Origin of the sequence: Rhizobium sp. CECT 9324 (assembly GCF_918741265.1) — a bacterium.
Classification (GTDB): Bacteria; Pseudomonadota; Alphaproteobacteria; order Rhizobiales; family Rhizobiaceae; genus Allorhizobium.
This window is the reverse complement of sequence record NZ_CAKKMZ010000002.1, coordinates 275,761-299,924: the sequence shown is the minus strand read 5'-3', so window position 1 is coordinate 299,924 and position 24,164 is coordinate 275,761. Positions and strand designations below refer to the sequence as shown.

Sequence of the window (24,164 nt, the reverse complement as noted above, 5' to 3'; positions counted from 1 at the left end):
AGGCACGGTCGATCACTTCGTCGTTGCGAGCTCCGCCGGGTGCAGCCGCCACATCTCGATCGGTTTCGCCAGCAGACGGTCGATCTGGCTCAGCAGAGGCTCGAGGTGCGGCATTTTCATGTGTGCATCGAGGTCCGCCTGACTGTGCCAGTTCTCGTAGAACACGAAGACACAGGGATCGCCGGCATCGACATGAAGATTGTAGTTGATGCAGCCATGTTCGGCGCGGGTGGGCTCGACCTGATCGACGAGAAGGCGGTAAATCTCCTCCCGGGTTTCCGGGAGGGCCGTCAGCGTTGCGATGAGGGAAACAATCATGGCCTTCAGCTCCGCTTCTGGCTGAGCGCGACGGCGAGAATGATGATGCCACCGCGCGCGATCAATTGCTGGCTGAATTCCAGACCCATAAGGATCAATCCGTTGTTGATGAGGCCGATCATCAGGGCGCCGACAATGGTGCCGATGACGGTTCCCCTGCCGCCGAAGAGGCTCGTGCCGCCGAGCACCGCCGCGGCGATGACCGAGAGCTCGTCGCCCTCGCCGAGTTGGAAGCGGCCGGATTGCAGGCGCCCCGCATAGAGCATCCCGGCGAGCGCTGCCGCGAGCGAAGAGATGACCAGCACCTTGAACTTGATCGCCTTCGTGTCGATGCCGGAATAGCGCGCCGCCGTCTCGCCACCGCCAGTCGCAAGCACCCGCCGACCGAAGCCCGAGCGGCGCAGCACGATATGGCCGATGCCGCCGAAGACTGCCATCCAGAGCATAAGCACCGGCACCGGTCCGAGATTGCCACCGCCGAAGAGCCAGGAATAGCCGGGCGACAGGATCGGCACGGCGGCTGTCGCCGATATCCACATGGCGACGCCCTTGGCTATGCCCATCATGGCGAGCGTGGTGAGAAAGGACGGAATACCGATGCGGGTGGTGAGCCAGCCGTTGAACATGCCGACGGCAAGCCCCGTGGCAATGCCGGCACCGACGCCAACGATCGGCCCGCCTGCGGCGATGCCCATCGCGACCGTGACCGTCGCAAGCCCTGCAACCGCGCCGACCGAAAGGTCGATCTCGCCCGCCGAGAGCACGAAGGTCATGGCGATCGCCATGACGGCGATCATCGCCGTCTGCCGGACGATGTTGAGCAGGTTGTTGGGATTGAGGAACCCCTTGTCTGCCAAGGTCACCGCGAAGACGAGGAAGATGACGACGAAGCCGATATAGATGATGTTCTGGCGCCAATTGGCGAAGAAGGCGTTAGCCATGGGAAACCTCCTGTATCGCAAGGGCCTTTTGGATTTCGATCTGGAGCCGCTGTTCGGCGGCCTGGAGACGGTGGGCAAGGTCATCGGCGGGCACGGACGGATCTTCCAGCGCCTCGCGCGGCAGATCCTGGTGAATGCGCCCGTCAGCCATGACGAGAATGCGATCGCAGGCGGTCAGCAGCTCGGACAGCTCGGACGAAATCATGATGATGCCTTTGCCGGCGGCAGCGAGTTCCCGCACCAGACGAATGATTTCGGACTTGGAACCGATATCGATGCCCGCGGTCGGCTCGTCGAGGACGAGGATGTCGGGGTTGGTGGCAAGCCACTTGCCGATGACGACCTTCTGCTGGTTGCCGCCCGAAAGCGTCGAGACCGCATGGTCACGGCTCGCCGTCTTGACGCGCAGGCGCTCGATCTGCGCGTCCGTCAGGTCGTTTGCCGCCTTGGTATCGACGAGGCCGCCCTTGGACAGCCTGTCGATCACGGCAAGGATCATGTTGGAGGCAACCGAATGGTCTGGAATGATGCCCTGCGTGGCGCGCGCTTCCGGCACCAGCGCGACACCGGCGGCAATCGCATCACCAGGCTTGCGGATCGAGACGGCGCGGCCCTTTATCCGGATTTCGCCCTTGGCTACCGGATCGATGCCGGCCATGACCCGCGCCAGCGACGATCGGCCCGAGCCGAGCAGGCCCGCAAGCCCCAGCACTTCGCCACGATGCAGCGTCAGAGACACGTTCTCCGGCTTGTGGCGGCCGCTGACATTCTCGAGTTGCATAAGCACGTCGCCCTTCACGGCCACACCGCGCTCGACATCCGACAGCCCCTTCGAGCGCCGCCCGACGATGTGCTCGATCATCGTGTCGATCGGCAATTCACTGAGCGGTGCGGTGATGACATGCCGGCCGTCGCGCAGGATCGTCGCGCGATCGGCAATGCGGGCGATCTCGTCCATGCGGTGGCTGACATAGATGATGGCCACGCCGTTTGCTTTCAGCTTGCGCAGGAAGACGAAGAGCCGCTCGACATCGGAAACGGCGAGCGCCGTCGACGGTTCGTCCAACACCAGCACCCTCGCATCCTGCGATATGGCCTTGGCGATCTCCGTCAGTTGCTTCTGGCCAGCACCGAGATCGCCGACAAGAGCCTTCGGATCGACAAAGACGTCGAGCATTGCGAAAATGTCCGCCGCACGCTTCTCCGCCTCTTGGTCGTCGATCAGCCCAGTGCCGGCGCGGTATTCCCGCGTCAGGAAGATGTTCTGCGCCACCGTCAGCGTCGGGACGAGGCTCATTTCCTGGTAGTTCATGGCGATGCCGGCAGCCCGGGACGCCTCCGGTGAATGGGTAGACAGAGGCGCGCCACCGACCTCGATCGTCCCCTTGTCAGGGCGATGAACCCCGTTCAGCACCTTGAGGATCGTCGACTTGCCGGCGCCGTTGCCGCCCAGCAGCGCATGGACCTCGCCGGGCATGACCTCGAAGGACACGTCGTCCAGCGCACGCACGCCGCCGAAGGTCTTGGATATGCCGGTCATGCGGACCGCAGCGACGCTCGTGCTCATCCCACCTTCTCCCACAGTCCGGTTTCACCGGAACGGATGAGGGCGTCGGCGACGAGTTCCGTCAGCAAGCCGTCCTCGAAATTGGGGCTCGGCTGCCGGTTCTTCGCGATGGCCGAGAAGAAATCGTAGCATTCGACGATCTTCGTTTCCGAATAACCGATGCCGAGACCGGGAATCGGCCAGAGGCCGTTGCCATAGGGATGGGCAGGACCGGTATAGACGGTGCGGAAACCGCGCGCATCCGCCGGATCGTCGGCGAACATCACCTGAAGCTCGTCGCGGCGCTCGTAGTTGAAATGGATCGAGCCCTTTGTGCCGTGGATTTCCAGCGTGATGAAGTTGTTGCGGCCATAAGCGTTGCGGGTCGCCTCCAGGCTGCCGATCGCGCCGCCTTCGAATTTCAGCATCGACACGACCTCGTCGTCGACATCCACCTCGCCGCGGTCGGCATCCGCGGCCTTTTCCGCCGCGCCCAGCTTGTCGACCCCACCCTGCTGCAATGGCCGCGTCTTGTTGTAAGTCGTCGTGATCGCGTTGACCTCGGCGATCGGGCCGACGAGATAATGGGCGAGATCGACGACATGGGTGGCGATGTCGCCGACCGTGCCGGAGCCGGCGATCTTCTTCTGGAAGCGCCAGGAGAGGGGCGAATCCGGGTCGGCCGACCAGTCCTGCAGATAGGTGCCGCGGAAATTCAGGATCCGGCCGATCCGGCCCTCGTCGATGTACTTCTTCGCGAGCGCCACGGCCGGCGTGCGGCGATAATTGAAGGCCACCATGTGAATGACGCCGGCGGCTTTCACCGCGTCATGCATCGCCCTCGCCTCTTCGACGGTGCGGGCAAGCGGCTTTTCGCAGATGATGTGCTTGCCGGCCTTGGCGGCCGCAATGGCGATCTCGGCATGCACGTTGTTCGGCGTGCAGATATCGACGACGTCGATATCCGGCCGGTTGACGACAGCGCGCCAGTCAGACGATGCTTCCTCGAAACCGTAGCGCTCGCGCGCTTCCTCGGCCATGCCTTCGGTCACATCGACGACGACCTTGCGGTGGGGTATGGCCGGTGCGGGCCAGAAGAACATTGGCATGGAGGCATAGGCCATGGCATGCGCCTTGCCCATGAAGCCGCCACCGATCATGGCGACGTTCATCACTTTGGTCATCGGTTTTCTCCTGAAAAAGCTCGCCCTATGGGCGCCAAGTTCGACTGCCGGCAAAGGCCGGATCGTGTCGGACGCGGGGCGCGAGAAGCGCCCCGTGTCCTGCGGATTACTGTCCGAGGCTCGTCTTGATGTTGTCGGTCGCCTCGGTGGAATAGACCGCCTTCCAGCCGTCGAGCAGCGTGTCCCGGGTCACCGGAAGGGCTGGCAGTGCGACAAAGGCCGGCGCTTCCTTGCCGAGCAGCGCATAGCCGGCAAGCTTGGCTTCGACGACACCGGCATCATAAGGCCGCTGCGCGCCGAGCCCCTTGACGAAGCCGCCCTGGGCCATCGAGATCGCCACGTTTTCCCCGAGGTCGATCGTGGTGATGACGAGATCGTCGCGACCCGCGACACGCGCCGCCGAAATCACGCCTTCGGCCGGCACGTCCCAGACAGCCCAGATGCCCTTGATGGTCGGGTTCGAGGTGAGGATCGCAGAGGCCGCCTTTTCCGCATCGCCCGAGAAATCAGGTCCGCCGATGCCCTGCTCGGCCACGATCTTGATATTCGGATAGTCGGAGGCGATGGTCGCCTTGAAGGCATCGTAACGCTGCTTGGTGACGAAGAAATCGGCGGCATGGAACACAAGCCCGATATCGCCCTCCCCGTTCAGCGCCTTCGCCATCAGATGCGCCGAGGCCACGCCATTGCCGTAGTTGTCGGCAGATACGACCGACACATAGTCCTTGCCGGCTTCAAAGCCGGTCGGCACGTTGTCCATGAAGACGAGCTTGGTGCCAGCTTCCGCGGCCGCCTTGTAGGCTGCGGCCGTCGCTGTCGGATCCGTCGGGATCGAGACGATGACGTTCGGCTTCTGCGCCATAATGGTCTCTAGGTCGGAGACCTGTTTTTCCGGTTTGAAGCCGGCATCGGTCACCGCAAGCACCTTGATGCCCATGGCGGCGAACTGGGTCTGAAGGCCGTTGATCTGGGCGCGTGACCAATCGTTGCCACCATAGTGCATGACGATGGCCGCCGTCGCATTCATCGCCTTGATCTTCGCCAGCTCCTCGTCGGTCAGAGTAACGTGGGCGGCCGGCGAAGGATCTTCGCCCGACGGCCCCTTGGACAGGACTGTTTGCTGAAGCGCGGCCAGTGCGCTGTCAGGATCGGCCAAGGCCGGCGCTGAATAGGTGCAGGCAAGCGCCAACACGGCGGCAGTGCCCAACAGGGTTCTTCTCTTCATCATCACTTTCTCCTCCCGAAAGTGGGGCATGCGCCCCGGTCGCGGCCGTCAGGCCGATTTGAGATAGGTCATGCTCGCCTTCGCACCTTCGAGTGCGTCAGACCACGAATCGAGCTCCGTGCAGACCCAGCCATCGAAGCCAACCTCCCGAAGGGCCGCGATGATGTCGTCCGTCGGCACGTCGCCGCGGTCGATCGGCGTGAAGGCGAATGGCTCCTTCTGGAACCCCTTGAGATGGACATAGGAGATGCGTGCCGCATGCTCGCGAATGAGCGCGGCGGGATCCCCGCCGGCAGCGGCCAGATGGGCCGTGTCCGGGCAGAAATGAATGCCGGTGAGTGCAAAGATCTTGCGCACCTCTGCCGGCCCCTCGACGATCGTCGAAAGATGCGGGTGGTAGTGGGCGGTGAGGCCGCGCGCCTCGGCGATTTCCTTCACACGGTCAAGTGCGGCTGCCAGCTTGGGATAGTCAGCCTCGCGGATACCGTCGAAGCGCTTGGCGCCACCACCGACGACCAGATGCGGGGCACCAAGCTCGGCTGCGCGATCCGCCGCGCGGGTCACCCGGGCCAGCTCCTCCGGCAGAATGTCGTCGAAAATGAAGTTGCCGCCGGCATAGGTCGCCACGAGCGTCAGCCCATTGTCGGCAAGCAGGGCCCGCATGTCGCCCACGCCAAAATCGAGAAGATTGCCGTCGAAGAGCTCGACGCCTTCGTAACCCGCCGACGCAATGTCTGCGAAGGCGCGGCGCATGTCGCCAAAGGTGCGGTAGGCAAGATTGGTGATTGACGTGACGCCGACTGCGTCTCCGCCAAGGCTGCCCCAGCAGTTCGCATGATAGGCGAGCTTGAAGTTCGACATCGGCGCCTCCTCCCAGTGACCGTGTTGATGTGTGAGCCGTCTTACGTCGACAAAAAGTACATGTCAATTATTTAACTGCATAACCTTGCTTACTTTTGCAGATTTAATGCAAAAGATCCATGTTGCCAGTCGGAAGCCTCCGCCTTAATAAGGATGGAGAGGGCGAATCCGCCGGAAGGAAGAAGTCATGGCGACGACGGCAACTGCGGCAAATGACGCCGCTCCCCGCCGCAAAGGTCGGCCCCGCGTCACCGAGACCGCGGCGCCGAGCCTTGTCGAAATTCTCAATCTGGTGCGGACGGAGCAGGCCACCACACGCCAGGAAATCGAGCGCCAGAGTGAACTCGGCCGCGCGGTCGTGGCGGACCGCTTGGGTACGCTCGGCGAACTCGGTCTGGTCGACGAAAGCGAACTTGCGACCGCATCCGGTGGGCGCGCGCCGCGCCTCGTGCGTTTTGCAGCAGATCGTGGCCGGATCCTCGTTGCCACGCTCGACCAAACCGCGCTCGGCGTCGGGATTGCCGATCTCGGCGGCTCCCTGCTGATGGAGCATCACGAGGCGACCGAGCTCAGCCAACCTGTGTCCGCCCTCGCCGATCGTCTGGTCACACTTTTTCGCTGGATCCTGGAACGGCATTCGGACAACCAGCTCTACGGCATCTCCATCTCGGTTCCAGGCGCCGTCTCCGACGGTGCCGAGACGCTGTTCCAACGCGCCACTCCCGGCGTTCTGCCGGGCTGGGAGAGCTTCCCCCTTATCGAAATGCTCGTTGCGGCCTTCGATGCACCCGTCTGGCTTCGTTCCAGCGTCGAGACCATGACGATGGGCGAACTGCACGCCGGAGCCGGGCGCAATCAGCGCACCATGATGTTCGTCAAGGTCGGCAAACGCATCGGGGCCGGGCTGGCAAGCGACGGAATTCTCTTTCGTGGTGCACAGGGAGCCGTCGGCCTTATCGGCTCCGTTCCGGTGACTGTCGGCGACCGGACGGGCACGCTGGAGGCGATGGCGGGGTCGGACCACATTGCCCAGGATGGCAGGCTTGCTGCAGAAAACGGCACCAGCCCGATACTTGCCGAGCTCGTTCGACGCGGCACCGAGATCACGGCGCTGGAAGTCGCCCAGGCAGCACAGATGGGCGATGCCGCCGCCATCGATATCCTGGCGCAGAGCGGCCGGCTGATCGGTCAGGTGGTCGCGACGCTCGCCAACATGCTGAACCCCGCGCTCATCGTGCTGTCCGGCTCGATCGCGCAGACCAATGACATTCTTCTCGCCTCCGCGCGAGAGGCCATTTACGGTGCCTGCCATCCCCTCGTCAGCCGCGACATGCAGATCATCCGCTCCCAGATGGGCAGCTCTTCAGGTCTTGTCGGGGCTGCAATCGTTGCGTCCGAGGGGCTATTCGCACCACCGATGCTGAAAGACTGGATCATGGCCGGGCAGCCTCAGGCGCATCCGCTTTTCCAGGAGATGAAAAAAGAAATTGCCCGGCGAAAGGTCATCAAGGGGGATGTTGTCCGGCCGCCGGATATGTGAGGAGGATTGAATGACGATTGCGGGTCTCGGCCCTCATGGGGAGCGGGCATCGGCGCCCGAGCGGGTTTTGCTGCTGCCGGAGGACATGGAGCGGGCGCGAGCCAGTGGCTTGCGGGTCGCGGTCGTGCTGCACACGCTCGAAAGCGACTGGGCCAAACAGCAGCTTTCCGGCATCATCGGCATGCTCGGCAATTGCGGGGTCGCGGTCATCGACGTGATCGACTGCGCCTTCACGCCGGAGGTCCAGATCGAGGCACTCGGGCGGCTGATCGAGGAAGCACCGGATGCCATCATATCCCTGCCCGTCGCCAATTCGAAAGTGGCAGCGGCGCATGCGCGCGTGTCTGCGGCCGGCATAAAGCTCATCCTGCTCGACAACGCACCGACCGGGCTTCTTCCGGGAAAGGACTACATCTCCCTCGTCTCGGCGGACAATTTCGGCCTCGGCAAGATCGCCGCGGAAGGCTTGTCGCCGCATCTGCCTGATGGCGCGGAGGTCGGCGTCCTCGGCTATGACGCCGATTTCTTCGCGACCAACGAGCGGGAAATCGCCTTCGTCAAATGGATGCAGGTCAACCGTCCGGACGTGTCTCTGCGCGTCCAGCGGTTTCCATCCCTGTCGGCAGTTGCCGCAACCACGCGCGCTCTTGCCGAAGCCCATCCGGATCTCGCCGGCCTCTTTGTCGTCTGGGACACGCCGGCAATGATGGCCGCCGGCGTTCTCAAAACGCTCGGGCGCAAGATTCCGATGACGACCGTGGATCTCGGTCATGCAGCGGCGATCGGCCTTGCTGCCAGCGATCCCCTCGTCGCGATTGCCGCCCAGCAGCCGTTTCGCCAGGGTGAATCCGCTGCATCCATCACAGTGACCGCGCTCCTCGGCCGGCCGGCCCCCGACTGGGTCGCGCTTCCCGGCCTTGCGGTCACCGCAAGCAATGTGGTGGAGTGCTTCCAGACCGTGTGGCGGGCGCCGGCACCCCAGGAAGTTCTCCGAAGGCTCAGGCTCGTCGGCCTGAAGACTTCCGATCAACACCCATCTTGAGCGCGAAAGCTCTTTCGAACTTGTAGTTTCTGCGGAACAACCCAATATTTAAGCAATGTCGAATGCTTTACGCATCGCACGTGGTCGCTTCGGGAGAGTGGCGCTGCTGGATATGGATCGGCCCCTGGTGCGACACGCGCATCCGCATTGCCATGTGCTGTTGAAGGTCGAGGGTGCAGACACGCAGTTTTCGGTGCGCGACCGGCTCGTGCCGCTCACGGACGAAAGCGCCGTTCTGATCAATGCCTGGGAGCCGCATGCCTATGCGCATGACCAGGCGCGACCGAAGACGGTGATCCTCGCGCTCTACATCGAGCCGCAATGGCTCGGCCATTTCCGGCCGAATTGGGCGGCAAGCCACGCCCCCGACTTCTTCGCCTCGAATGTCGGCTCGATCACCCCCGACATCCGTTCGCGCGCACGCACGCTGGCAGAGGCCATGGTACAGGAGCCGAACAGCGCCGAAGTGCACGAGGTGCTTCTCGGCGAGCTGATGGTCGCCGTCATCGAGCGCTTCGCCGACTGGCGGGCCGTGCCGAACTCGATCCGCGATCTCGCATCACGCCCACTGCTCGACTTTCGTATCCGCAAGGCCGTCGAGCGTATGAAGGCGGCGCCTGGCGAGATCGCCGATCTCGATCTTCTCGCGACCGATATCGGCCTGTCGCGAGCGCATTTCTTCCGGCTGTTCGAGACCTCGATGGGTGTGACGCCCCGGGTCTTCCTCAATGTGCAGCGCCTGGAACGGGCGGTGTCCGCCGTTGCCGATGGAACCGAGAGCTTCGCGGTGATCGGCGACCAGCTCGGCTTTTCCGTGCCGGCTCATTTTTCGCGCTTCTTCCATGATCATGCCGGCTCCTCGCCGAGCATCTTCCGCACCGTCAGCCGGCTCTCGGCTGACGATTTTGAGACTCCTCGGTAAGGTTTGATACGCGGCGGTATCGCCCGATTGCGCGCCCTGGTTCACCTTTCTCCCCACGGCACCCCGAAATCAACGGGTGCGGGAGGAGCACATGAAGAGTTTGGAGACGGCGGGCGGCCTGATCGGCCGGACCGTGGAACGTGTCGAGGATGCCGGACTTTTGACCGGCCGCGGCCGCTATATCGACGACCTGCCCGTCCGGCGCGACACCGCCCATCTGGCGATACTGCGCTCGCCGCATGGCCATGCCGAAATCCGTACGATCAATACGACTGCTGCCCAGGCACTGCCCGGCGTCTCCGCCGTGCTGACCGGGGACGACGTTGCGCGGCTCACCCGCAGCATGACCGTGGGGGTCAAGGCGAATGTCGAATGCTGGCCGATCGCCCGGGACCGGGTACGCTATGTCGGTGAACCCGTGGCCCTCGTCGTTGCCGAGAACCGCTATGTTGCAGAGGATGCGCTCGATCTGATCGAGGTCGAGTACGAGACCCTGGCCGCCATTGTCGATCCCGAGAAGGCACTCGCAACAGACGCACCGGTCTTGCATCCGTCGCTCGGCACCAACCTCATCAACGAGCGCAGCTTTCGTTACGGGGACCCTGAAGCAGCGCTTGCGACTGCCGACCACCGCATTTCCATCCGCATCGCCTATCCCCGCAATTCCTGCACGCCGATCGAGACCTATGGTGTCATCGCTGAATACGATCCCGGTGAGGATGCCTATGACGTCACGGCGAATTTTCAGGGCCCGTTCTCGATCCATGCGGTGATTTCCCGCGCGCTGAACGTGCCCGGCAACCGCATGCGGTTACGCACGCCACCCGATTCCGGCGGCTCCTTCGGCATCAAGCAGGGCGTCTTTCCCTATGTGATCCTCGCAGCCGTCGCCGCCCGTGTTGCAGGACGGCCGGTGAAATGGATCGAGGACCGGCTCGAACACCTGACAGCCTCCGTTTCGGCGACCAACCGCGTGACGACGCTCGAGGCAGCCGTTGCCGCCGACGGCCGCATCACAGCACTCTGTTGGGATCAGTTGGAAGACTGCGGCGCGCATCTCCGCGCACCGGAGCCGGCGACCCTCTACCGCATGCACGGCAACATGACCGGCGCCTATGCGATCGAGAACGTCGCCATCCGCAACCGCGTTGTGCTGACAAATAAGACGCCGACCGGGCTCAATCGCGGCTTCGGCGGACCGCAGGTCTACTTCGCGCTCGAACGACTCGTCCACAAGATCGCCGACGAACTTGGCCTCGACAGGCTTCAAGTCATCCGCCGCAACCTCGTGCCGGCCGACGCCTTTCCCTATCGCACAGCGACCGGCGGGCTTTTGGATTCGGGCGACTATCAAACCGCAATCGACCGCGCCTGTGCCGAAGGCGGCCTGGAGGCTCTGAGGCTACGAAGGGATCAAGCGCGTGCCGAAGGTCGCCTCTACGGCATCGGTTATGCGACGGTTGTCGAGCCGAGCGTCTCTAACATGGGCTATATCACGACGGTCCTCACGCCGGAGGAACGGGCAAAGGCGGGTCCGAAGAACGGCGCCCAGTCCGTTGCCACGGTGGCCATCGATCCACTCGGCTCCGTCACCGTCAAGGTCGCGTCAGTACCACAGGGCCAGGGCCATCGCACCGTTCTGGCGCAGGTCGTCGCCGAGCGGCTCGGCCTTCCTCTGGAGGCCGTGCGCGTCAATACCGAACTCGACACGGCGCGCGACGCCTGGTCGATTGCCTCGGGCAACTATGCAAGCCGGTTTGCCGCTGCCGTCGCAGGTGCTGCGGCACTTGCTGCCGACCGCATCAGGCATCGTCTTGCAGCGATCGCCGCAAGCCAGCTCGATGTCACGGCGGATCGCATCGACTTCAAAGCCGGAAAGCTTTTCGATCGCGACAACCCGGACAATTCCATCTCCTTCGGGCGTGTCGCGGCTGCAAGCCACTGGGCGCCCGGCACTCTGTCGGATGGAACAGGCCAGACGATCCGCGAGACCGTTTTCTGGACGCCGGAGCAACTCGAGGCGCCGACAGCAGCGGACGGCATCAACTCGTCGCTTTGCCATGGCTTCATCTTCGACATATGCGGCGTGGAGATCGACCGGGCGACCGGCCAGGTCCGCATCGACCGCTATGTAACGATGCATGACTGCGGCCGCATCCTGCATCCCGGCATGGTCGACGGCCAGGTCCGCGGCGGCTTCGCCCAAGCCGTCGGTGCCGCACTCTACGAGGAATATGCCTATGGCGGCGACGGCAGTTTCCTGACTGGCACTCTCGCCGACTATCTGATCCCGACCGTCATGGAGACGCCGGAGCCGCTGATCCTCCATCACGAAACGCCATCGCCCTTCACGCCGCTTGGCGCAAAGGGCGTCGGCGAGGGCAATTGCATGTCGACGCCGGTCTGCATCGCCAATGCCGTCGCCGATGCGCTCGGGGTCGAGGACATCCGGCTGCCGCTGTCGCCAAGCCGAGTCAGCGAATGGCTCTATGGCGAGGAGCGCCCGCCGTCGAAACCTCAGGACGTGGTCCCCGTCGCTACCGGCGCCTCCGGAGAACGGTTGCTGACGGGCTCGGGCTTGGCCGACGTCGTCGCCACGCGTGAGTCCGTCTGGACGATGCTGCTCGACCCGAACACGCTGAAGGCCATCATTCCAGGCGCACATGAGGTCCGAAAGGTGTCCGACACGCATTTTCGCGCCGAGGTTACGCTCGGCATCGGTCCGGTCAAGGGCCGATACCGCGCCGACATCCGCCTCTCCGACATGGTGGCACCGGAAGCGGTCACGCTGTCCGGCGGCACAGAGGGCGCACTCGGTTCCGGTCGCGGCACGGGCCGTGTCACGCTGACGGAAACGGCGACCGGCACCCGCATAGACTATCGATATGAGGCCGCGATCGGCGGCAAGGTCGCCTCTGTGGGTGGCCGACTTCTTGACGGCGCGGCGCGCGTGGTGATCGGACAGTTCTTCCAGGCGCTCGCCCGTCATGCCGGCGGCGGAGGGCCTCCCAGCGCCGCCGCCGGCTTCACTCAACGGCTTTTGAGCCTGTTCAGGAGGCGCAGATGAAGCCTGCATCCTTCGATTTCCTCTGCCCGGACACGCTGGAGGAAGCGCTTTCCGCACTCGCCGAGGGCGGCGGTGAGGCTCGCGTCATCGCCGGTGGGCAGTCTCTGGTGCCGATGCTCAACATGCGCCTCGCCCGTCCCGGCCTGCTGGTCGACATCATGCGGCTCGAGGCATTGCGCCGGATCGATACGTCGGGCGACGAGATCACCGTTGGCGCCGGCGTGCGGCAGGCGGAACTGGAAGCCTGGACAAATCTCTCGCGCGACCTGCCGCTTCTGGCCGCCGCCTTCCCGTGGCTCGGCCATGTGCAGACCCGGGCGCGCGGCACGGTCTGCGGCTCTGTTGCCCATGCCGACCCGAGCGCAGAGTTGCCGCTTTCCCTGGTGACGCTCGGTGGTGCGGTGAGCCTGCGCAGCCGAAAGCAGAAGCGCAAGGTCAAGGCGGACGACTTCTTCATCGGCATGATGGCGACCGATCTCGCCGAGGGCGAGATGATTGAAGCCGTGCATTTCCCCAAAGCCCGGCCCGGCAGCGGTTATGCCTTCCGCGAGATTGGCCGGAGACATGGCGATTTCGCCATCGTCGCCTGCGCTGCCGTCGCCGACGACAAGGGATTGCGGCTCGGCATTGCCGGGGTCGATGACCGGCCGCGCGTCTTTCCGCTGCCCGCGCTCGACGACGACCAGTTCGACGATGCCGTCAACGATATCGCCTGGTCGCTGAACGCCCGCGACGACATTCACGCCAGCGCCCGCTACCGGCGCGAACTGGTCCGCAATCTTGGTCGCGAGACCCTGAAGGAGGCAAGCCGATGCCGCGCATGAACGCTGCCCAGAGGCATGTGGTCGATTTCACGCTGAACGGCCAGAAGGTCCGTGCAGAGGCCGAAAACCGCATGCTGCTCTCGGACCTGCTGCGCCACGAAGTCGGGCTGACCGGCACCCATGTCGGCTGCGAGCATGGAGTCTGCGGCGCCTGCACCGTGCAGATCGATGGAAAGCCGGCACGCGCCTGCCTGACGCTTGCCCAGCAGGTGCGCGACAGCGATGTGCGGACCGTGGAAGCGCTGGCCCCCGGTCCGGCCGAGCTTTCCCCGCTTCAGGCGGCCTTTCGCCGCCATCACGGCCTGCAATGCGGCTTCTGTACGCCCGGCATCCTGATGTCGCTCGACGCGCTCTTGCGCGAGCAGCCGGGCGCCGGCCGGGAAGAGATACGCGAACACCTCTCCGGCCATCTCTGCCGGTGCACGGGCTACGCGACCATCGTCGAGGCGGCGCTCGCCGCCGCGGAGGAACAACGGAAGGAGGAGACAAACAATGCTTGATCTAGGAACGAGCTTCCTCGCGAGCGTGGAGCGCGACCCGGACGCGCTCGCGATCGTCGACGGGGAGATGCGACTGAGCTATCGCCAATGGTACGACAAGATTTCGGCGCTTGCCGCGGCCCTTCGCGAGACCGGCCTGAAGCGCGGAGACCATGTGCTGACTGCCATGCAGAACCGTTGGGAGAACGCGTCGCTGCACTGGGCCTGCCAGTTTCTCGGCCTGGTCGTCACGCCGCTCAACTGGCGGGCTAAGGCCGATGAGATCGATTTCGGCATCGAGGATGCCGACGCAAAGGCCGTGTTCTATGAGGCATCGACGGAAGAGGCCGTGCGCCTGTCGCGGCTCGCGCAGAACTTGCCGCAATTCTCCGCGGAGGCGCTCGCCGATATCATGGAAGGCAGCGCACCCGATGCGGTGCCTGTCGCCGACGCTGCCGATTGGTCGCTGATGCTCTACACCTCAGGCACGACATCGAGGCCGAAGGGCGTGCCACGCCGTCACCGCGCCGAACGCGCCGGCGCCGTCGCCCATGTGGCGCAAAACCTTTACCGGCATGGCGAGCGCACGCTCGGCGTCATGCCGCTCTACCACACGATGGGCGTGCGCTCCCTGATCGCATCCTCGCTGATCGGCGGCACCTTCGTCTGCCTGCCGCGCTTCGACGTGGCGAAGGCGCTCGACCTGATCGAACAGGAGAAGATCACCAATCTGTACCTCGTGCCGACGCTCTACCACGACCTGGTGCATCACGAGGCATTCTCGCCTGAGCGCGTCGTCTCCGTAACCAAGCTCGGCTATGCCGGCGCCTCGATGACGGATGGATTGCTGAAGCGGTTGGACCAGACCTTCCGGCCGGAGCTCTTCGTGAACCACTATGGTTCGTCGGAGATCTACACCTTCACGATCGAGCAGACGGCAACCGCGAAACCCGGCTCCGCCGGCCGCGCCGGCATCAACCAGACGATCCGCGTCGTCAAGCTCGGCAGTCGCAATCCGGACGAGCGGGCAGCCTTTGGCGAAGAAGGCGAAATCATCGCGTTGATGAAAAGCGACGAGGCCTTCGAGGGCTACTGGAAGCGGCCCGATGCGGACGCCAAGGCACTTCACGGCGGCTGGTACTTCACCGGCGACACTGGTTTCGTCGACCGGGACGGTGATCTCTTCGTCACCGGCCGGGCCGACGACATGATCATCACGGGCGGTGAGAACGTGTCGCCGGTCGAAGTGGAAAGCTGCCTGTCGCTGCATGAGGGCGTCGCAGAGGTCGCCGTCGTCGGCCTGCCCGACGAGCGCTGGGGCAAGATCGTCGTCGCCTTCGTCAAGCGGCGCGGCGACATCACGGCCGAGGATCTCGATCGCCATTGCCGCGATTCCGGTCTCGCCAATTTCCGCCGCCCGCGTCGCTTCGTCTTCGTCGAGGCGATCCCGAAATCACCCGTCGGCAAGCTGCTGCGCCGCCTCCTGGTGGCCGGCGAATACAACGAGGAACGCATTCCCGCACACCAGTGAGCGACCAGAACGCCACAAGACCCATGAAAGGACATTCCATGCCCGAACACGCCACATTCCAGGACCCACGCCTCGCCGAACTCGATGGCTTCACCGTCACGATCGATGCGGCCCGCCAGCGCGCAGACATCACGCTCGACCGTCCGCCCTACAACGTCGTCTCCATGCTGGCCCGCGACCAATTGCGCCTCGTCTTCGAGGCCCTCGACGAGGACGATCGCGTGCGCATCATCGTCGTTGCCGGCAAGGGCGAGCATTTCTCGTCCGGCGGCAATATCAAGGGCTTCCTTGAGGCGAGCCCGGAGCATGTCTCGCACCTCGCCTGGAACATCGCGGCTCCCACGCGTTGTTCAAAGCCCGTCATCGCCGCCAATCGCGGCTTTTGCTTCGGCGTCGGCTTCGAACTGTCGCTTGCCTGCGATTTCCGCATCGCGACCGAAACCACCCGCTACGCCCTGCCCGAGCAGAAGCTCGGCCAGATCCCAGGCTCCGGCGGCTCGGCGCGCCTCCAGAAGATGGTCGGCGTCACCCGCACCAAGAACATCGTGATGCGCTCGAAGCGGGTCACCGGCCAGGAAGCCTATGACTGGGGCATCGCCTCGGAGATCGTCGCGGATGCCGATCTCGAAAAGGCCGTCGATGCGCTGGTCGAGGAACTGATCGGCTTCTCGCCGCTCGCCCAGCGCACCGCGAAGAAGCTCCTGACCGACACGGACGACGCGCTGCTGTCGACGGCCATCGAGCTCGAGGGCCATTGCTACAGCCGGCTTCGCACATCGGAGGATTTCCGCGAAGGCGTGCTCGCCTTCCACGAAAAGCGCGCACCGGCCTTCGTCGGACGCTAACCACTGGCCGGGCGGGAACCCGGCTTCATTTTCCAGGAGGAGGAAGCGGCCTCGTAACCGCTTCGGGAGGATTGAGAATGGATACCACACAGCAGACGACACAGGAAAAGCGCCTTGTCGAACGGGGACCCGGCATTGCGTCGGGTCTGCGCGACCTGCCGAAACATCTTGGCATCAAGACGATGAGCGCCGGACTTGTCGCCGCCATCTTCGGCTGCTCCGGCCCGGCTCTTATCGTCATCGGCGCGGCCGAGGCAGGCCAGTTGACCAACGGCCAGACCGTCGCCTGGCTCTTTGCGATCTACGTGCTCGGCGGGATCATCAGCCTGCTGCTCGCGCTCCACTACAAGCAGCCGGTCAACGGCGCCTACTCGATCCCGGGTGCGGCCCTCGTTGCCGGCTCGCTTGCGACTATTCCCTTCAACGAAGCCGTCGGCGCATTTATCCTGGCGGGCCTGCTGGTGCTATTGCTCGGGGTTACCGGGCTCATCGGCAAGGTGATGCGCTGGCTGCCAATGCCGATCGTCATGGCGATGATCGCCGGTGCATTGATCCGCTTTGCGACAGGCGCCGTTAATGCACTCGGCACGGCACCGTTGATCGCGGGCGCTGCAATACTGGCTTTCTTCGTCTCGATGCGGCTGACCAAGACGATCCCGCCAGTGCTGGCCGCTCTCGTCGCCGGCCTGATCGCGGCCTTTGCGACCGGTGCGGTCGGAGGCGGGACGGCCAACATCGCCTTCGCCGCACCGGAATTCACGATGCCGGTGTTTTCCATCGATGCCTTCTTCGCAATCGCCATCCCGCTCGCCCTTCTGGTGATCGGCGCCGAAAACGCGCAGGCGACCGGGGTGCTGATGGCCGAAGGCTACAAGCCGCCGGTCAACGCGATGACGATCATTTCCGGCATCGGCGGCGTTGCGGCCGGCATCCTCGGCGGCCACAATGCCAATATCGCCGGTCCGATGACGGCGATATGCTCCTCCGAACAGGCCGGTGAGAACAAGGAAGGGCGTTATGCCGCGACGGTCGTCAACGGCCTACTCTTTGCCGCCTTCGGCCTCATCGCGGGTGCAGCCGTTCCGATCGTGCTCAGCCTGCCATCCGCTCTCATCGGCACGGTCGCCGGCCTCGCCATGATCGGCGTGCTGCTGTCGGCCTTTCAAAACGCCTTCGGCAAGTCGCTTGGCAATCAGACCGGCGCCTTCGTCGCACTCGCCGTCGCCATGTCGAACGTCACGCTCCTCGGCATCAGCGCCCCCTTCTGGGCCCTGGTCGCCGGCGTGATCGTCTCGGCCCTTGTCGAAGCCGGAAATCTCGGGGAGAAACAGGCCGCGTAAGCGCGGGTTACCGCTATAGACGCATGCTTCCAAGTCGCCCCCCAATTGCTTTTCTGCAGTCCGGCATGGGGGGCGCATCGCTGCCCTCGATCGCCTGGAGGCAGAGCGGAAGAACCTTGAGAAGGACATCGCCAACTTTACCGAAGGAGGCCCTGTTGGTCACCAAGTTCGATGATTACATCCGCATCAGAAGCAAGAGAGACCGACATGTGCTTCCGGCACTGGAGACTTGTAAAGCCTCAGCCGCGGTCGGCACGGCATTGGCAGCCTCTGCTTATACGCGTCCTCATTGATCAGAACCCATGCACCGAATGCCTGTGCCCGATGGACATGATACACCAAGGCTGGTTTTAAAGTTTGCGCCAGGCTTCACAGCAATGGGCGAGGGATATCCTCGTAGGACTTGAAGGTGCGTTCGACAGCCAGTTCTCGCGCATGAAGAGCTCGAGATTTTCGACCGCGTTGAGTCACGGGGACTTGGGCGGCAGTGACAGGATGGTGATGTTGGCGGATTTATCAGGATCCCCCAAACGCAAAAACCACCCCGGTTATACCGAGGCGGTCAATCATTTATGTTTGAATTGGTTGCGGGGGCCTGATGGCATCGAGACTTGCAAAATCGGCCGCTTAACCGGATGCGATCTGAAGGCTCTCCCAACGTCTTAACAGCACGCGGCCGAGTAGCGCCGAAAACGTAAAGTGGCATCGCCGTCGAAACCATTAAGCAATTTTTCATAATTGACAGGATTGTCCTTTGTCAAAACCCTGCCCTCGACCTCTGCGGTAATGTGCGCGTACGAGGGCTGTCCTGTGGCAAACCATGGCTAAGGTCGAGTGAAGCGGTCTCGACCTGGCCCCAAACCGGCGGCCGCCATGTTTTTGAAATTAAACTGCTGGGCAATCGAGGCGTGAGGTGTATAGTCCATTGCAGATGCGGTTGCTGCGCAGCCTTTAGGTCTTACGACTTCTCAGCAAACTTCGAAAATTGGACCTTCGTCCTCGTTGAAGCGTTTCGCAAACGAGGGGAGTTGTCCCTGCCCGGCAACGCCCACAGTTAATCTCTCGCTCTGCTTCGGCGTTATGGACAGGCGCTGAAGATTCGATGTGCGTCCTGTAGTTGGATCAGGTGACATGCTCAGGGTCGACGAACTTTTCGAACCGCAAGAGCTCAGACACTGCATCCGCGATCTCGTCGCGCTTTCGACACTGCCGGCAATTTGGAAAGACTACAATTCGCGGCAGATCGCCGACAGTTTGGCAGCCGCCTTGATTTCGATGCTCAACGCCGACGTCATTTACGTATCCGCGCCGGGGCTGCGCGACGAAGCGGCGGTGGAAGTTCTGCGAACCAGCCGGGCGCTATCGGCCCTGTCGTCTGGCCCCGTCGAACGAATCTTGCGCGGCGCTTGGCTTAGGAGCCGTGAACAGACATTCGCGATCGAAAACCCGCTTGGCGAGGGCGAGCTACAAGTCGCGGCAGTTCCGATGGGTTTTGGCGGCGACGCTGGGATCGTCGCTGCTTCCCTCAATCCGGAATTTCCGAGCGAGACGCACCGGCTGCTTCTGGGAATCGCAGCGAGCCATGCGACACTCGCCATCCAGCGCTGGCACGCGGAGGCTCAGCAACGTCGTATGGCGAGCCTGGTCGAGCGATCGTCCGAGTTCGTCGGTGTCGCCCGTCTGGACGGCTCGGTGCAGTATCTCAACAAGGCTGGATGCGACCTGCTGGGGCTTTCCGGTATCGAGGAAGCGCAGCGGCTTGCCATCTTCGATTTCATTGCTCCAGATCAGCGAGCCCGGGCGCATCGCGAGTTGGTGCCGCTGGTGATGGAGACGGGGCGCTGGCTCGGCGAGCTCAATTTTCGGCACTTCAGGACTGGAGAGGACATTCCCTTCCTGGTGGAGTGGTTCCGCATCGACGACTTCCGCACGGGCCGCCCCATGAACGTGGCGACCGTCAGCCGCGATCTGAGGGGGCAGCGAGAACTCGAGGAGAATCTTCGAAACCTCAACGAATCGCTGGAGCAGCGGGTGTCAAAACGGACGTCGGAGCTGGCGGACGCGCTCGAAAAACTGACGCTCGAAGCCAATGAGCGCGAGCGCTCGGATGTCCGCGCGCAGGAATTGCAACTGGAGCTGCTTCATGCGTCCCGGCTGAGCGCTGCAGGTCAGATGGCAGGCGCTTTGGCGCATGAGTTGAACCAGCCGCTGACCGCGTTCACCAACTCGGTCAACGCCGGGCGCCGGATGATAGCGAACGGCACACACAGGGTCGAGAAGGTCCGCGAGGTTCTCGACGAAGCATCCGATCAGGCGCTTCGCGCCGGCGAGATCATCCGGCGTCTGCGAGAGTTCGTCACGCGCGGCGAAACGGAAATGCGGATCGAAAAACTGCCCGACTTGATCCGTGAGGCAAGTGAATTTGCCTCTGCGGGAACAGTAGCGCACGGCGTGCGGGTCCGACTGAGCTTCGATCCGCGCGCCGAAGCGGTGTTGGGAGACCGGATTCAACTGCAACAGGTCATGCTCAACCTGATACGCAACGCGCATGAGGCGTTGGCGGAGAGTGAGCGGCGCGAGCTGGATGTGGCGACGTCGCGGCTCGATGACGAGTCGATCGAGATCGCCGTGGCAGATCTGGGCTCCGGCCTGCCTGACGATATTCTCGAACACCTCTTCGAACCGTTCCACACCACGAAGAGCAATGGAATGGGATTGGGACTCTCGATCTGCCGCACCATCGTCGAGGCCCACGGCGGCAAGCTGCGATACCAGCCGAACCGCGGCGGCGGTTCAATCTTTCGCGTCACGCTGCCCGTCCCGCTGGAGCGATGACCCTGAGATGACAGTCGCCCCGCTCGTTTATGTTGTCGATGACGACCCGGCGATCCGCCGTTCGCTGGAGCGGCTGCTCGACGCGGTCGGTTTCCGGGTGACCGCGTATGCCACACCCATGGCATTCCTCGGCGTCGCGGACGACCTCGCCATGGGCTGCGTTCTGCTGGATCTGCGCATGCCGGAGATGGACGGCTTCGAGGTTCAGGCTCGCCTTCTGCTGATAAATCCCAGCTTGCCGGTCATCGTGATAACGGCGCTAGGCGACGTGCGGACCGCGGTCCGGGCGATGAAGGCGGGAGCGGTCGACTTCATCGAGAAGCCCTACAGCGACGAAGCCCTGATAGCGGCGATCGAGTCCGCCCTGAAGACCGGCGCGGCGAAGGGCCGAGCCGAAGATATTGCTGCGGCCTCACTGTTGATCGATACGCTCAGCCCACGGGAGCGTGAGGTTCTGGAGGCACTGGTGGCCGGCCGGAAAAACAAGGTCATTGCCTACGATCTCGGTATCAGTGTTCGCACCGTCGAGGTACACCGCTCGCGCATGATGGACCGCCTGGGCGTGCGCCAGCTCGGCCAAGCGGTCCGACTTTCGGTCCTCGCAGAGGGACGTTGAGGACGGAATGATAGGAGGCCGGGAAAGGGGCTTCGTGCAGCGGTTTTAGCGCCCGCTTTAAAGTTACTGATTTGTAAGTTTGATTCCTCGGGGCCATCGCCTATCTTCATCAGCGGCAATGACGACAAGCACAAGGACAAAGCCGCCCATGAGCTTTCTTCCCCGTGTGACCGAAGGCACGCGAGAACTCGTATCGCGGCAGTTCGATGATCTGGGTCCGGAGGCATGCATGGCCGAGATCACCGCCTGCCTGGCGCGAGAAAACCCGGAGTTTCTAAATATGGCCCGCAAGTGCGCGGCCGATGTAGGCGATGAGCGCCGGATCATGATCGGCTTCGGCATGTTTTATCAACTGCTGATCTTGCAGTCTGCAGGTGCTGTCGATCATCCGGCCATGCATGCTCTGCCGTGCGTGACGGCAGAAACGCGCGACGTGCTGGTACACGAAATAGATTCCAACGGCTCCGAAGTTTTTACGCTTCGAGCCATCGACGATTTGGAGCGCAACAATCCCGAGCTTATGAATATGGCGCATGGTTTCGCCTCGCGCCACGAGGATTACCTGCGTTTGATGCAGGGCTTTGCCCTGCTCTATCGATCTCTTTCCGTTCAGGCGGCGGCCGACCGCAAATATCTGCACTGACGGACGGTTTGCAGCCGGCGTAGGCTGGATTGATTGTCAGCCAACCCACCCTCCCCGAGTGGGCAGGCTCAACACCTACTTGCCTTCGTATTTGAACTCTGGAAGTTTCTGCAGCTCTTCCTTGCTCCCCTGGGCGAGCACGATCTGCGATCCATCTGCGTTGATTTGCAGTGAGTTATAGGGAACGGCGACGAGGAAGCCGCCAATGCCCAGAAAGCCACCGACCTCGAGTATTGAGAACAGGACCTTCTCGCGGTCGACGATGAGATCATCGATTGAACCGATCGCCTCGCCCGAGCTGTTTTCGACATCTGCACCCACCAGTTCGCTGGCGCGGTAGCCCTTGGCCACTTCCTTCACGTCAACATCGACGATCACGACGTTTTGCGCGACTGCCGACATCGGCGGCGGCAGGAAAATGGCGATCGACAAGACCATGCCAATTGCCAGTGCGAGGTGGACCTTGCGGTGTTTCTGTGAAGCGCTGTTGTATTGCATCTCGAATCCTCCGGCGTTGAAGCGATGCCGGCGCGCCTGGTGTCATGCTCCAGCTTCGCGGGCTTCATGAGTTTTGGTCGAAACAGCCGCGACCACCTTGACGACTGTCACTTTCCTCCGCGTTCGGTGCATCAACGCACGGGGGCCAGGGCATCCATCGCGAACTGGATCGAGGCGGCGAGCTCAGGCGCCGAGAAACCGCCCTGATGCCGCACGCCATTGACGAAGAAACTCGGCGTCCCGTTGACGCCGCTGCGGACGCCGCCAATGAAGTCGGCCCGGATCTTGTCGTCATGCAGCGCGCGGATAAGCGACTCGCGAAGCCCCATCTGAGACAACTGCAAGGTGCCGGCGATGGCGAAAAGGAGTTGGGTGCTCAGCCGATGCTGGTTCGAATAGACCGCATCGTGCATCTCCCAAAACCGGCCGTGATCGCCGGCATATTCCGCAGCCTCCGCTGCCGGTGCAGCGAGCGGATGGACCTCAACCAGCGGGAAATGCCGGAAGACGACACACAGTGCCCGGCCAAACCGGCTCTCCAGGGATCGCAAGATCGGGTTGGCAATGGCGCAGTAGGGACACTGATAGTCGCCATATTCAACAAGCGTGACGGATGCGTTCGGATCGCCGCGCATCCGGTCACGAGAATTAACGGGAACTTTGAGTGTGGACATCGTGCTGCTCCAGGTTTGGCATTTGGTCGAGGGCGTCAAGAATGCCATCCGCTCCGGGATTGACCGCGACCGGAGACAGGTAGCTCCACGCGATCGTGCCGCTCTCATCGATGATAAAGAGGGCCCGAGCGCTTTCGCCGACATCGTCGCGATAGGCGCCGAAAGCGCGCGAAACCTCTCCCTTGGGGTGGGCATCCGAAAGCAACGGGAAATGCAGGTTCCGCTCCCGCGCGAAGGCCTGATGACACCATGCCCCGTCAACGGAGATCCCGACGAGTTCGGCGCCTTTCTTGCGGAATTCGGAAAGGACGTGGTTGTAGAGCGTCATCTGGTCGCCGCAGACCGGGCTCCAGTCCGCGGGATAAAAGGCAAGGATTACCCGCCGGCCCGCAAATTCGGACAGGGAGAGGGTCTGGTCGGGCGTTACCCGCAGCGTGAAACCGGGTGCTTTCGTCCCCGAGGAAAGAATCGTCGACATGTCTTTTCTCCCTTCAATCGGTCAAGCCGTAGCGGACGTGGCGAGAGTGCCTGGTTGGCCGGTGCGCTGGGATCGCAGCCTGTAAGCCAGCACCAGCAGTGTGGCGCCCAGCACAACGGCATGCGCGCCGATCCAGAACGTCAGCACCAATGCCCCGACGAAGGGCGAGATGATGAGGAGAATGCCGAGCACGACGCTCGCGATGCCGCCGATCACCAGCCAGACGCGGCCATGGTCAATCTTCAATCGAAAGGCCGAGATCAGCATGAACGTGCCCGATACCAGCGCCCACGCCGCCACCAGGATGACGAAGGCGAGAATCGTGATGCCTGGCCATAGAAGCGCAACCGCGCCGACGACGATACCGAGGGTGCTGCTGAGCAGCAGCCAGACCCAGCGCTCGCCCTTGCGCGCGCCGCGCACTGACATGACGATCCCGAAAACGCCGTCGATGAAACTGAATGCAGCGAAAACAACAACGAGCGACAGCATCGTGACGAATGGTACCGCAAATGCGGCGACGCCGAAGAGAATGGCCACGACGCCTCGCAATGCGACGGCCCACCAGTTCCTGGCGAGCACGTCGTTCATATCTTCGGTTTTGGCGCTCTCGGTTGACCGGATGCTTGTCATTGTGCTCTCCGTTTGTGTTCGCGCGCCGTTGTCGGTATTCGGACGCGACACAGGAACGATAGGGTCACCGTATCGCGCGGGCCGTGATGACCGTCAGTTTTTTTGCGGTTTCTCCAAGCAGG

22 protein-coding genes are annotated in these 24,164 nt (G+C 63.2%); 12 read left to right on the top strand and 10 right to left on the bottom strand.

The genetic code is table 11. The features are described 5' to 3' along the window. Positions 1-12 precede the first annotated feature (12 nt). From LQ231_RS21385 to LQ231_RS21360, 6 genes are all read right to left on the bottom strand, one after another. On the bottom strand, positions 13-318 hold the full coding sequence (locus LQ231_RS21385) for a putative quinol monooxygenase (RefSeq protein ID WP_230173810.1): 306 nt from the start codon (positions 316-318) through the stop codon (positions 13-15). Positions 319-323: 5 nt separating this feature from the next. Next, the gene (locus LQ231_RS21380; RefSeq protein ID WP_148168621.1) at positions 324-1,259 is read right to left on the bottom strand and encodes an ABC transporter permease; all 936 of its coding nucleotides are present in this window, start codon (positions 1,257-1,259) and stop codon (positions 324-326) included. Beyond that, entirely contained in the window at positions 1,252-2,826 is a 1,575-nt protein-coding gene (locus tag LQ231_RS21375) for a sugar ABC transporter ATP-binding protein (RefSeq protein WP_230173809.1), read from the bottom strand. Before LQ231_RS21375 ends, LQ231_RS21380 begins: the two co-directional genes overlap by 8 nt. Continuing rightward, entirely contained in the window at positions 2,823-3,989 is a 1,167-nt protein-coding gene (locus LQ231_RS21370) for a Gfo/Idh/MocA family oxidoreductase (protein WP_230173808.1), read from the bottom strand. The genes LQ231_RS21375 and LQ231_RS21370 overlap by 4 nt, the downstream gene beginning before the upstream one ends. Positions 3,990-4,095: 106 nt before the next feature. Next, positions 4,096-5,217, bottom strand: a complete 1,122-nt coding sequence (locus LQ231_RS21365) for a substrate-binding domain-containing protein (protein ID WP_230173807.1) — start codon at positions 5,215-5,217, stop codon at positions 4,096-4,098. A 45-nt stretch (positions 5,218-5,262) separates the two neighbouring features. Then, positions 5,263-6,075: a sugar phosphate isomerase/epimerase family protein gene (locus LQ231_RS21360; protein WP_230173806.1), complete on the bottom strand. Its 813-nt coding sequence runs from the start codon at positions 6,073-6,075 to the stop codon at positions 5,263-5,265. Positions 6,076-6,262: 187 nt separating this feature from the next. On the opposite strand from LQ231_RS21360, the gene LQ231_RS21355 reads away from it, so the two are divergent. The 12 genes from LQ231_RS21355 to LQ231_RS21300 all read left to right on the top strand — a co-directional run bounded on the left by LQ231_RS21355 (position 6,263) and on the right by LQ231_RS21300 (position 21,759). Further along, positions 6,263-7,615, top strand: a complete 1,353-nt coding sequence (locus LQ231_RS21355) for an ROK family protein (RefSeq protein ID WP_230173805.1) — start codon at positions 6,263-6,265, stop codon at positions 7,613-7,615. A gap of 10 nt (positions 7,616-7,625) precedes the next feature. Continuing rightward, complete coding sequence (locus LQ231_RS21350; protein ID WP_230173804.1) at positions 7,626-8,657, top strand: substrate-binding domain-containing protein; 1,032 nt, start codon at positions 7,626-7,628, stop codon at positions 8,655-8,657. A 55-nt stretch (positions 8,658-8,712) separates the two neighbouring features. After that, on the top strand, positions 8,713-9,579 hold the full coding sequence (locus LQ231_RS21345; protein WP_230173803.1) for an AraC family transcriptional regulator: 867 nt from the start codon (positions 8,713-8,715) through the stop codon (positions 9,577-9,579). Positions 9,580-9,670: 91 nt separating this feature from the next. Beyond that, the gene (locus LQ231_RS21340; RefSeq protein WP_230173802.1) at positions 9,671-12,646 is read left to right on the top strand and encodes a molybdopterin cofactor-binding domain-containing protein; all 2,976 of its coding nucleotides are present in this window, start codon (positions 9,671-9,673) and stop codon (positions 12,644-12,646) included. After that, complete coding sequence (locus tag LQ231_RS21335) at positions 12,643-13,470, top strand: FAD binding domain-containing protein (RefSeq protein ID WP_230173801.1); 828 nt, start codon at positions 12,643-12,645, stop codon at positions 13,468-13,470. The genes LQ231_RS21340 and LQ231_RS21335 overlap by 4 nt, the downstream gene beginning before the upstream one ends. Further along, the gene (locus LQ231_RS21330; protein WP_230173800.1) at positions 13,458-13,970 is read left to right on the top strand and encodes a (2Fe-2S)-binding protein; all 513 of its coding nucleotides are present in this window, start codon (positions 13,458-13,460) and stop codon (positions 13,968-13,970) included. The genes LQ231_RS21335 and LQ231_RS21330 overlap by 13 nt, the downstream gene beginning before the upstream one ends. Beyond that, entirely contained in the window at positions 13,963-15,480 is a 1,518-nt protein-coding gene (locus LQ231_RS21325) for an AMP-binding protein (protein ID WP_230173799.1), read from the top strand. The genes LQ231_RS21330 and LQ231_RS21325 overlap by 8 nt, the downstream gene beginning before the upstream one ends. Before the next feature lie 38 nt (positions 15,481-15,518). Then, positions 15,519-16,325, top strand: a complete 807-nt coding sequence (locus tag LQ231_RS21320; protein WP_230173797.1) for an enoyl-CoA hydratase/isomerase family protein — start codon at positions 15,519-15,521, stop codon at positions 16,323-16,325. A 77-nt stretch (positions 16,326-16,402) separates the two neighbouring features. Beyond that, positions 16,403-17,665 carry a benzoate/H(+) symporter BenE family transporter gene (locus LQ231_RS21315; RefSeq protein ID WP_230173795.1) on the top strand — a complete coding sequence of 421 codons (1,263 nt, stop codon included), beginning with the start codon at positions 16,403-16,405 and terminating at the stop codon, positions 17,663-17,665. 1,131 nt (positions 17,666-18,796) lie between these two features. Further along, entirely contained in the window at positions 18,797-20,500 is a 1,704-nt protein-coding gene (locus tag LQ231_RS21310; protein WP_230173793.1) for an ATP-binding protein, read from the top strand. Between the two features lie 7 nt (positions 20,501-20,507). After that, positions 20,508-21,116, top strand: a complete 609-nt coding sequence (locus LQ231_RS21305) for a response regulator (RefSeq protein WP_230173791.1) — start codon at positions 20,508-20,510, stop codon at positions 21,114-21,116. A gap of 229 nt (positions 21,117-21,345) precedes the next feature. Next, positions 21,346-21,759, top strand: a complete 414-nt coding sequence (locus LQ231_RS21300) for a hypothetical protein (protein ID WP_230173789.1) — start codon at positions 21,346-21,348, stop codon at positions 21,757-21,759. Between the two features lie 75 nt (positions 21,760-21,834). On the opposite strand, the gene LQ231_RS21295 is transcribed toward LQ231_RS21300, so the two are convergent. The 4 genes from LQ231_RS21295 to LQ231_RS21280 all read right to left on the bottom strand — a co-directional run bounded on the left by LQ231_RS21295 (position 21,835) and on the right by LQ231_RS21280 (position 24,042). Next, complete coding sequence (locus LQ231_RS21295; protein WP_230173787.1) at positions 21,835-22,257, bottom strand: PRC-barrel domain-containing protein; 423 nt, start codon at positions 22,255-22,257, stop codon at positions 21,835-21,837. A gap of 131 nt (positions 22,258-22,388) precedes the next feature. Continuing rightward, positions 22,389-22,931 (bottom strand): DsbA family protein, encoded by a 543-nt coding sequence (locus LQ231_RS21290; protein ID WP_230173785.1) that lies wholly within the window; start codon positions 22,929-22,931, stop codon positions 22,389-22,391. After that, positions 22,906-23,409, bottom strand: a complete 504-nt coding sequence (locus LQ231_RS21285) for a redoxin domain-containing protein (RefSeq protein ID WP_230173784.1) — start codon at positions 23,407-23,409, stop codon at positions 22,906-22,908. Before LQ231_RS21285 ends, LQ231_RS21290 begins: the two co-directional genes overlap by 26 nt. 21 nt (positions 23,410-23,430) lie before the next feature. Continuing rightward, positions 23,431-24,042, bottom strand: coding sequence for an HdeD family acid-resistance protein (locus tag LQ231_RS21280; protein ID WP_230173783.1), 612 nt, complete (start codon positions 24,040-24,042; stop codon positions 23,431-23,433). Positions 24,043-24,164 lie beyond the last annotated feature (122 nt).

Bases quoted from the DNA above. Each gene is read 5' to 3' on its own strand.
- LQ231_RS21385 (WP_230173810.1), bottom strand. From the start codon at position 318: ATGATTGTTTCCCTCATCGCAACGCTGACGGCCCTCCCGGAAACCCGG.
- LQ231_RS21380 (WP_148168621.1), bottom strand. From the start codon at position 1,259: ATGGCTAACGCCTTCTTCGCCAATTGGCGCCAGAACATCATCTATATC.
- LQ231_RS21375 (WP_230173809.1), bottom strand. From the start codon at position 2,826: ATGAGCACGAGCGTCGCTGCGGTCCGCATGACCGGCATATCCAAGACC.
- LQ231_RS21370 (WP_230173808.1), bottom strand. From the start codon at position 3,989: ATGACCAAAGTGATGAACGTCGCCATGATCGGTGGCGGCTTCATGGGC.
- LQ231_RS21365 (WP_230173807.1), bottom strand. From the start codon at position 5,217: ATGATGAAGAGAAGAACCCTGTTGGGCACTGCCGCCGTGTTGGCGCTT.
- LQ231_RS21360 (WP_230173806.1), bottom strand. From the start codon at position 6,075: ATGTCGAACTTCAAGCTCGCCTATCATGCGAACTGCTGGGGCAGCCTT.
- LQ231_RS21355 (WP_230173805.1), top strand. From the start codon at position 6,263: ATGGCGACGACGGCAACTGCGGCAAATGACGCCGCTCCCCGCCGCAAA.
- LQ231_RS21350 (WP_230173804.1), top strand. From the start codon at position 7,626: ATGACGATTGCGGGTCTCGGCCCTCATGGGGAGCGGGCATCGGCGCCC.
- LQ231_RS21345 (WP_230173803.1), top strand. From the start codon at position 8,713: ATGTCGAATGCTTTACGCATCGCACGTGGTCGCTTCGGGAGAGTGGCG.
- LQ231_RS21340 (WP_230173802.1), top strand. From the start codon at position 9,671: ATGAAGAGTTTGGAGACGGCGGGCGGCCTGATCGGCCGGACCGTGGAA.
- LQ231_RS21335 (WP_230173801.1), top strand. From the start codon at position 12,643: ATGAAGCCTGCATCCTTCGATTTCCTCTGCCCGGACACGCTGGAGGAA.
- LQ231_RS21330 (WP_230173800.1), top strand. From the start codon at position 13,458: ATGCCGCGCATGAACGCTGCCCAGAGGCATGTGGTCGATTTCACGCTG.
- LQ231_RS21325 (WP_230173799.1), top strand. From the start codon at position 13,963: ATGCTTGATCTAGGAACGAGCTTCCTCGCGAGCGTGGAGCGCGACCCG.
- LQ231_RS21320 (WP_230173797.1), top strand. From the start codon at position 15,519: ATGCCCGAACACGCCACATTCCAGGACCCACGCCTCGCCGAACTCGAT.
- LQ231_RS21315 (WP_230173795.1), top strand. From the start codon at position 16,403: ATGGATACCACACAGCAGACGACACAGGAAAAGCGCCTTGTCGAACGG.
- LQ231_RS21310 (WP_230173793.1), top strand. From the start codon at position 18,797: ATGCTCAGGGTCGACGAACTTTTCGAACCGCAAGAGCTCAGACACTGC.
- LQ231_RS21305 (WP_230173791.1), top strand. From the start codon at position 20,508: ATGACAGTCGCCCCGCTCGTTTATGTTGTCGATGACGACCCGGCGATC.
- LQ231_RS21300 (WP_230173789.1), top strand. From the start codon at position 21,346: ATGGCCGAGATCACCGCCTGCCTGGCGCGAGAAAACCCGGAGTTTCTA.
- LQ231_RS21295 (WP_230173787.1), bottom strand. From the start codon at position 22,257: ATGCAATACAACAGCGCTTCACAGAAACACCGCAAGGTCCACCTCGCA.
- LQ231_RS21290 (WP_230173785.1), bottom strand. From the start codon at position 22,931: ATGTCCACACTCAAAGTTCCCGTTAATTCTCGTGACCGGATGCGCGGC.
- LQ231_RS21285 (WP_230173784.1), bottom strand. From the start codon at position 23,409: ATGTCGACGATTCTTTCCTCGGGGACGAAAGCACCCGGTTTCACGCTG.
- LQ231_RS21280 (WP_230173783.1), bottom strand. From the start codon at position 24,042: ATGACAAGCATCCGGTCAACCGAGAGCGCCAAAACCGAAGATATGAAC.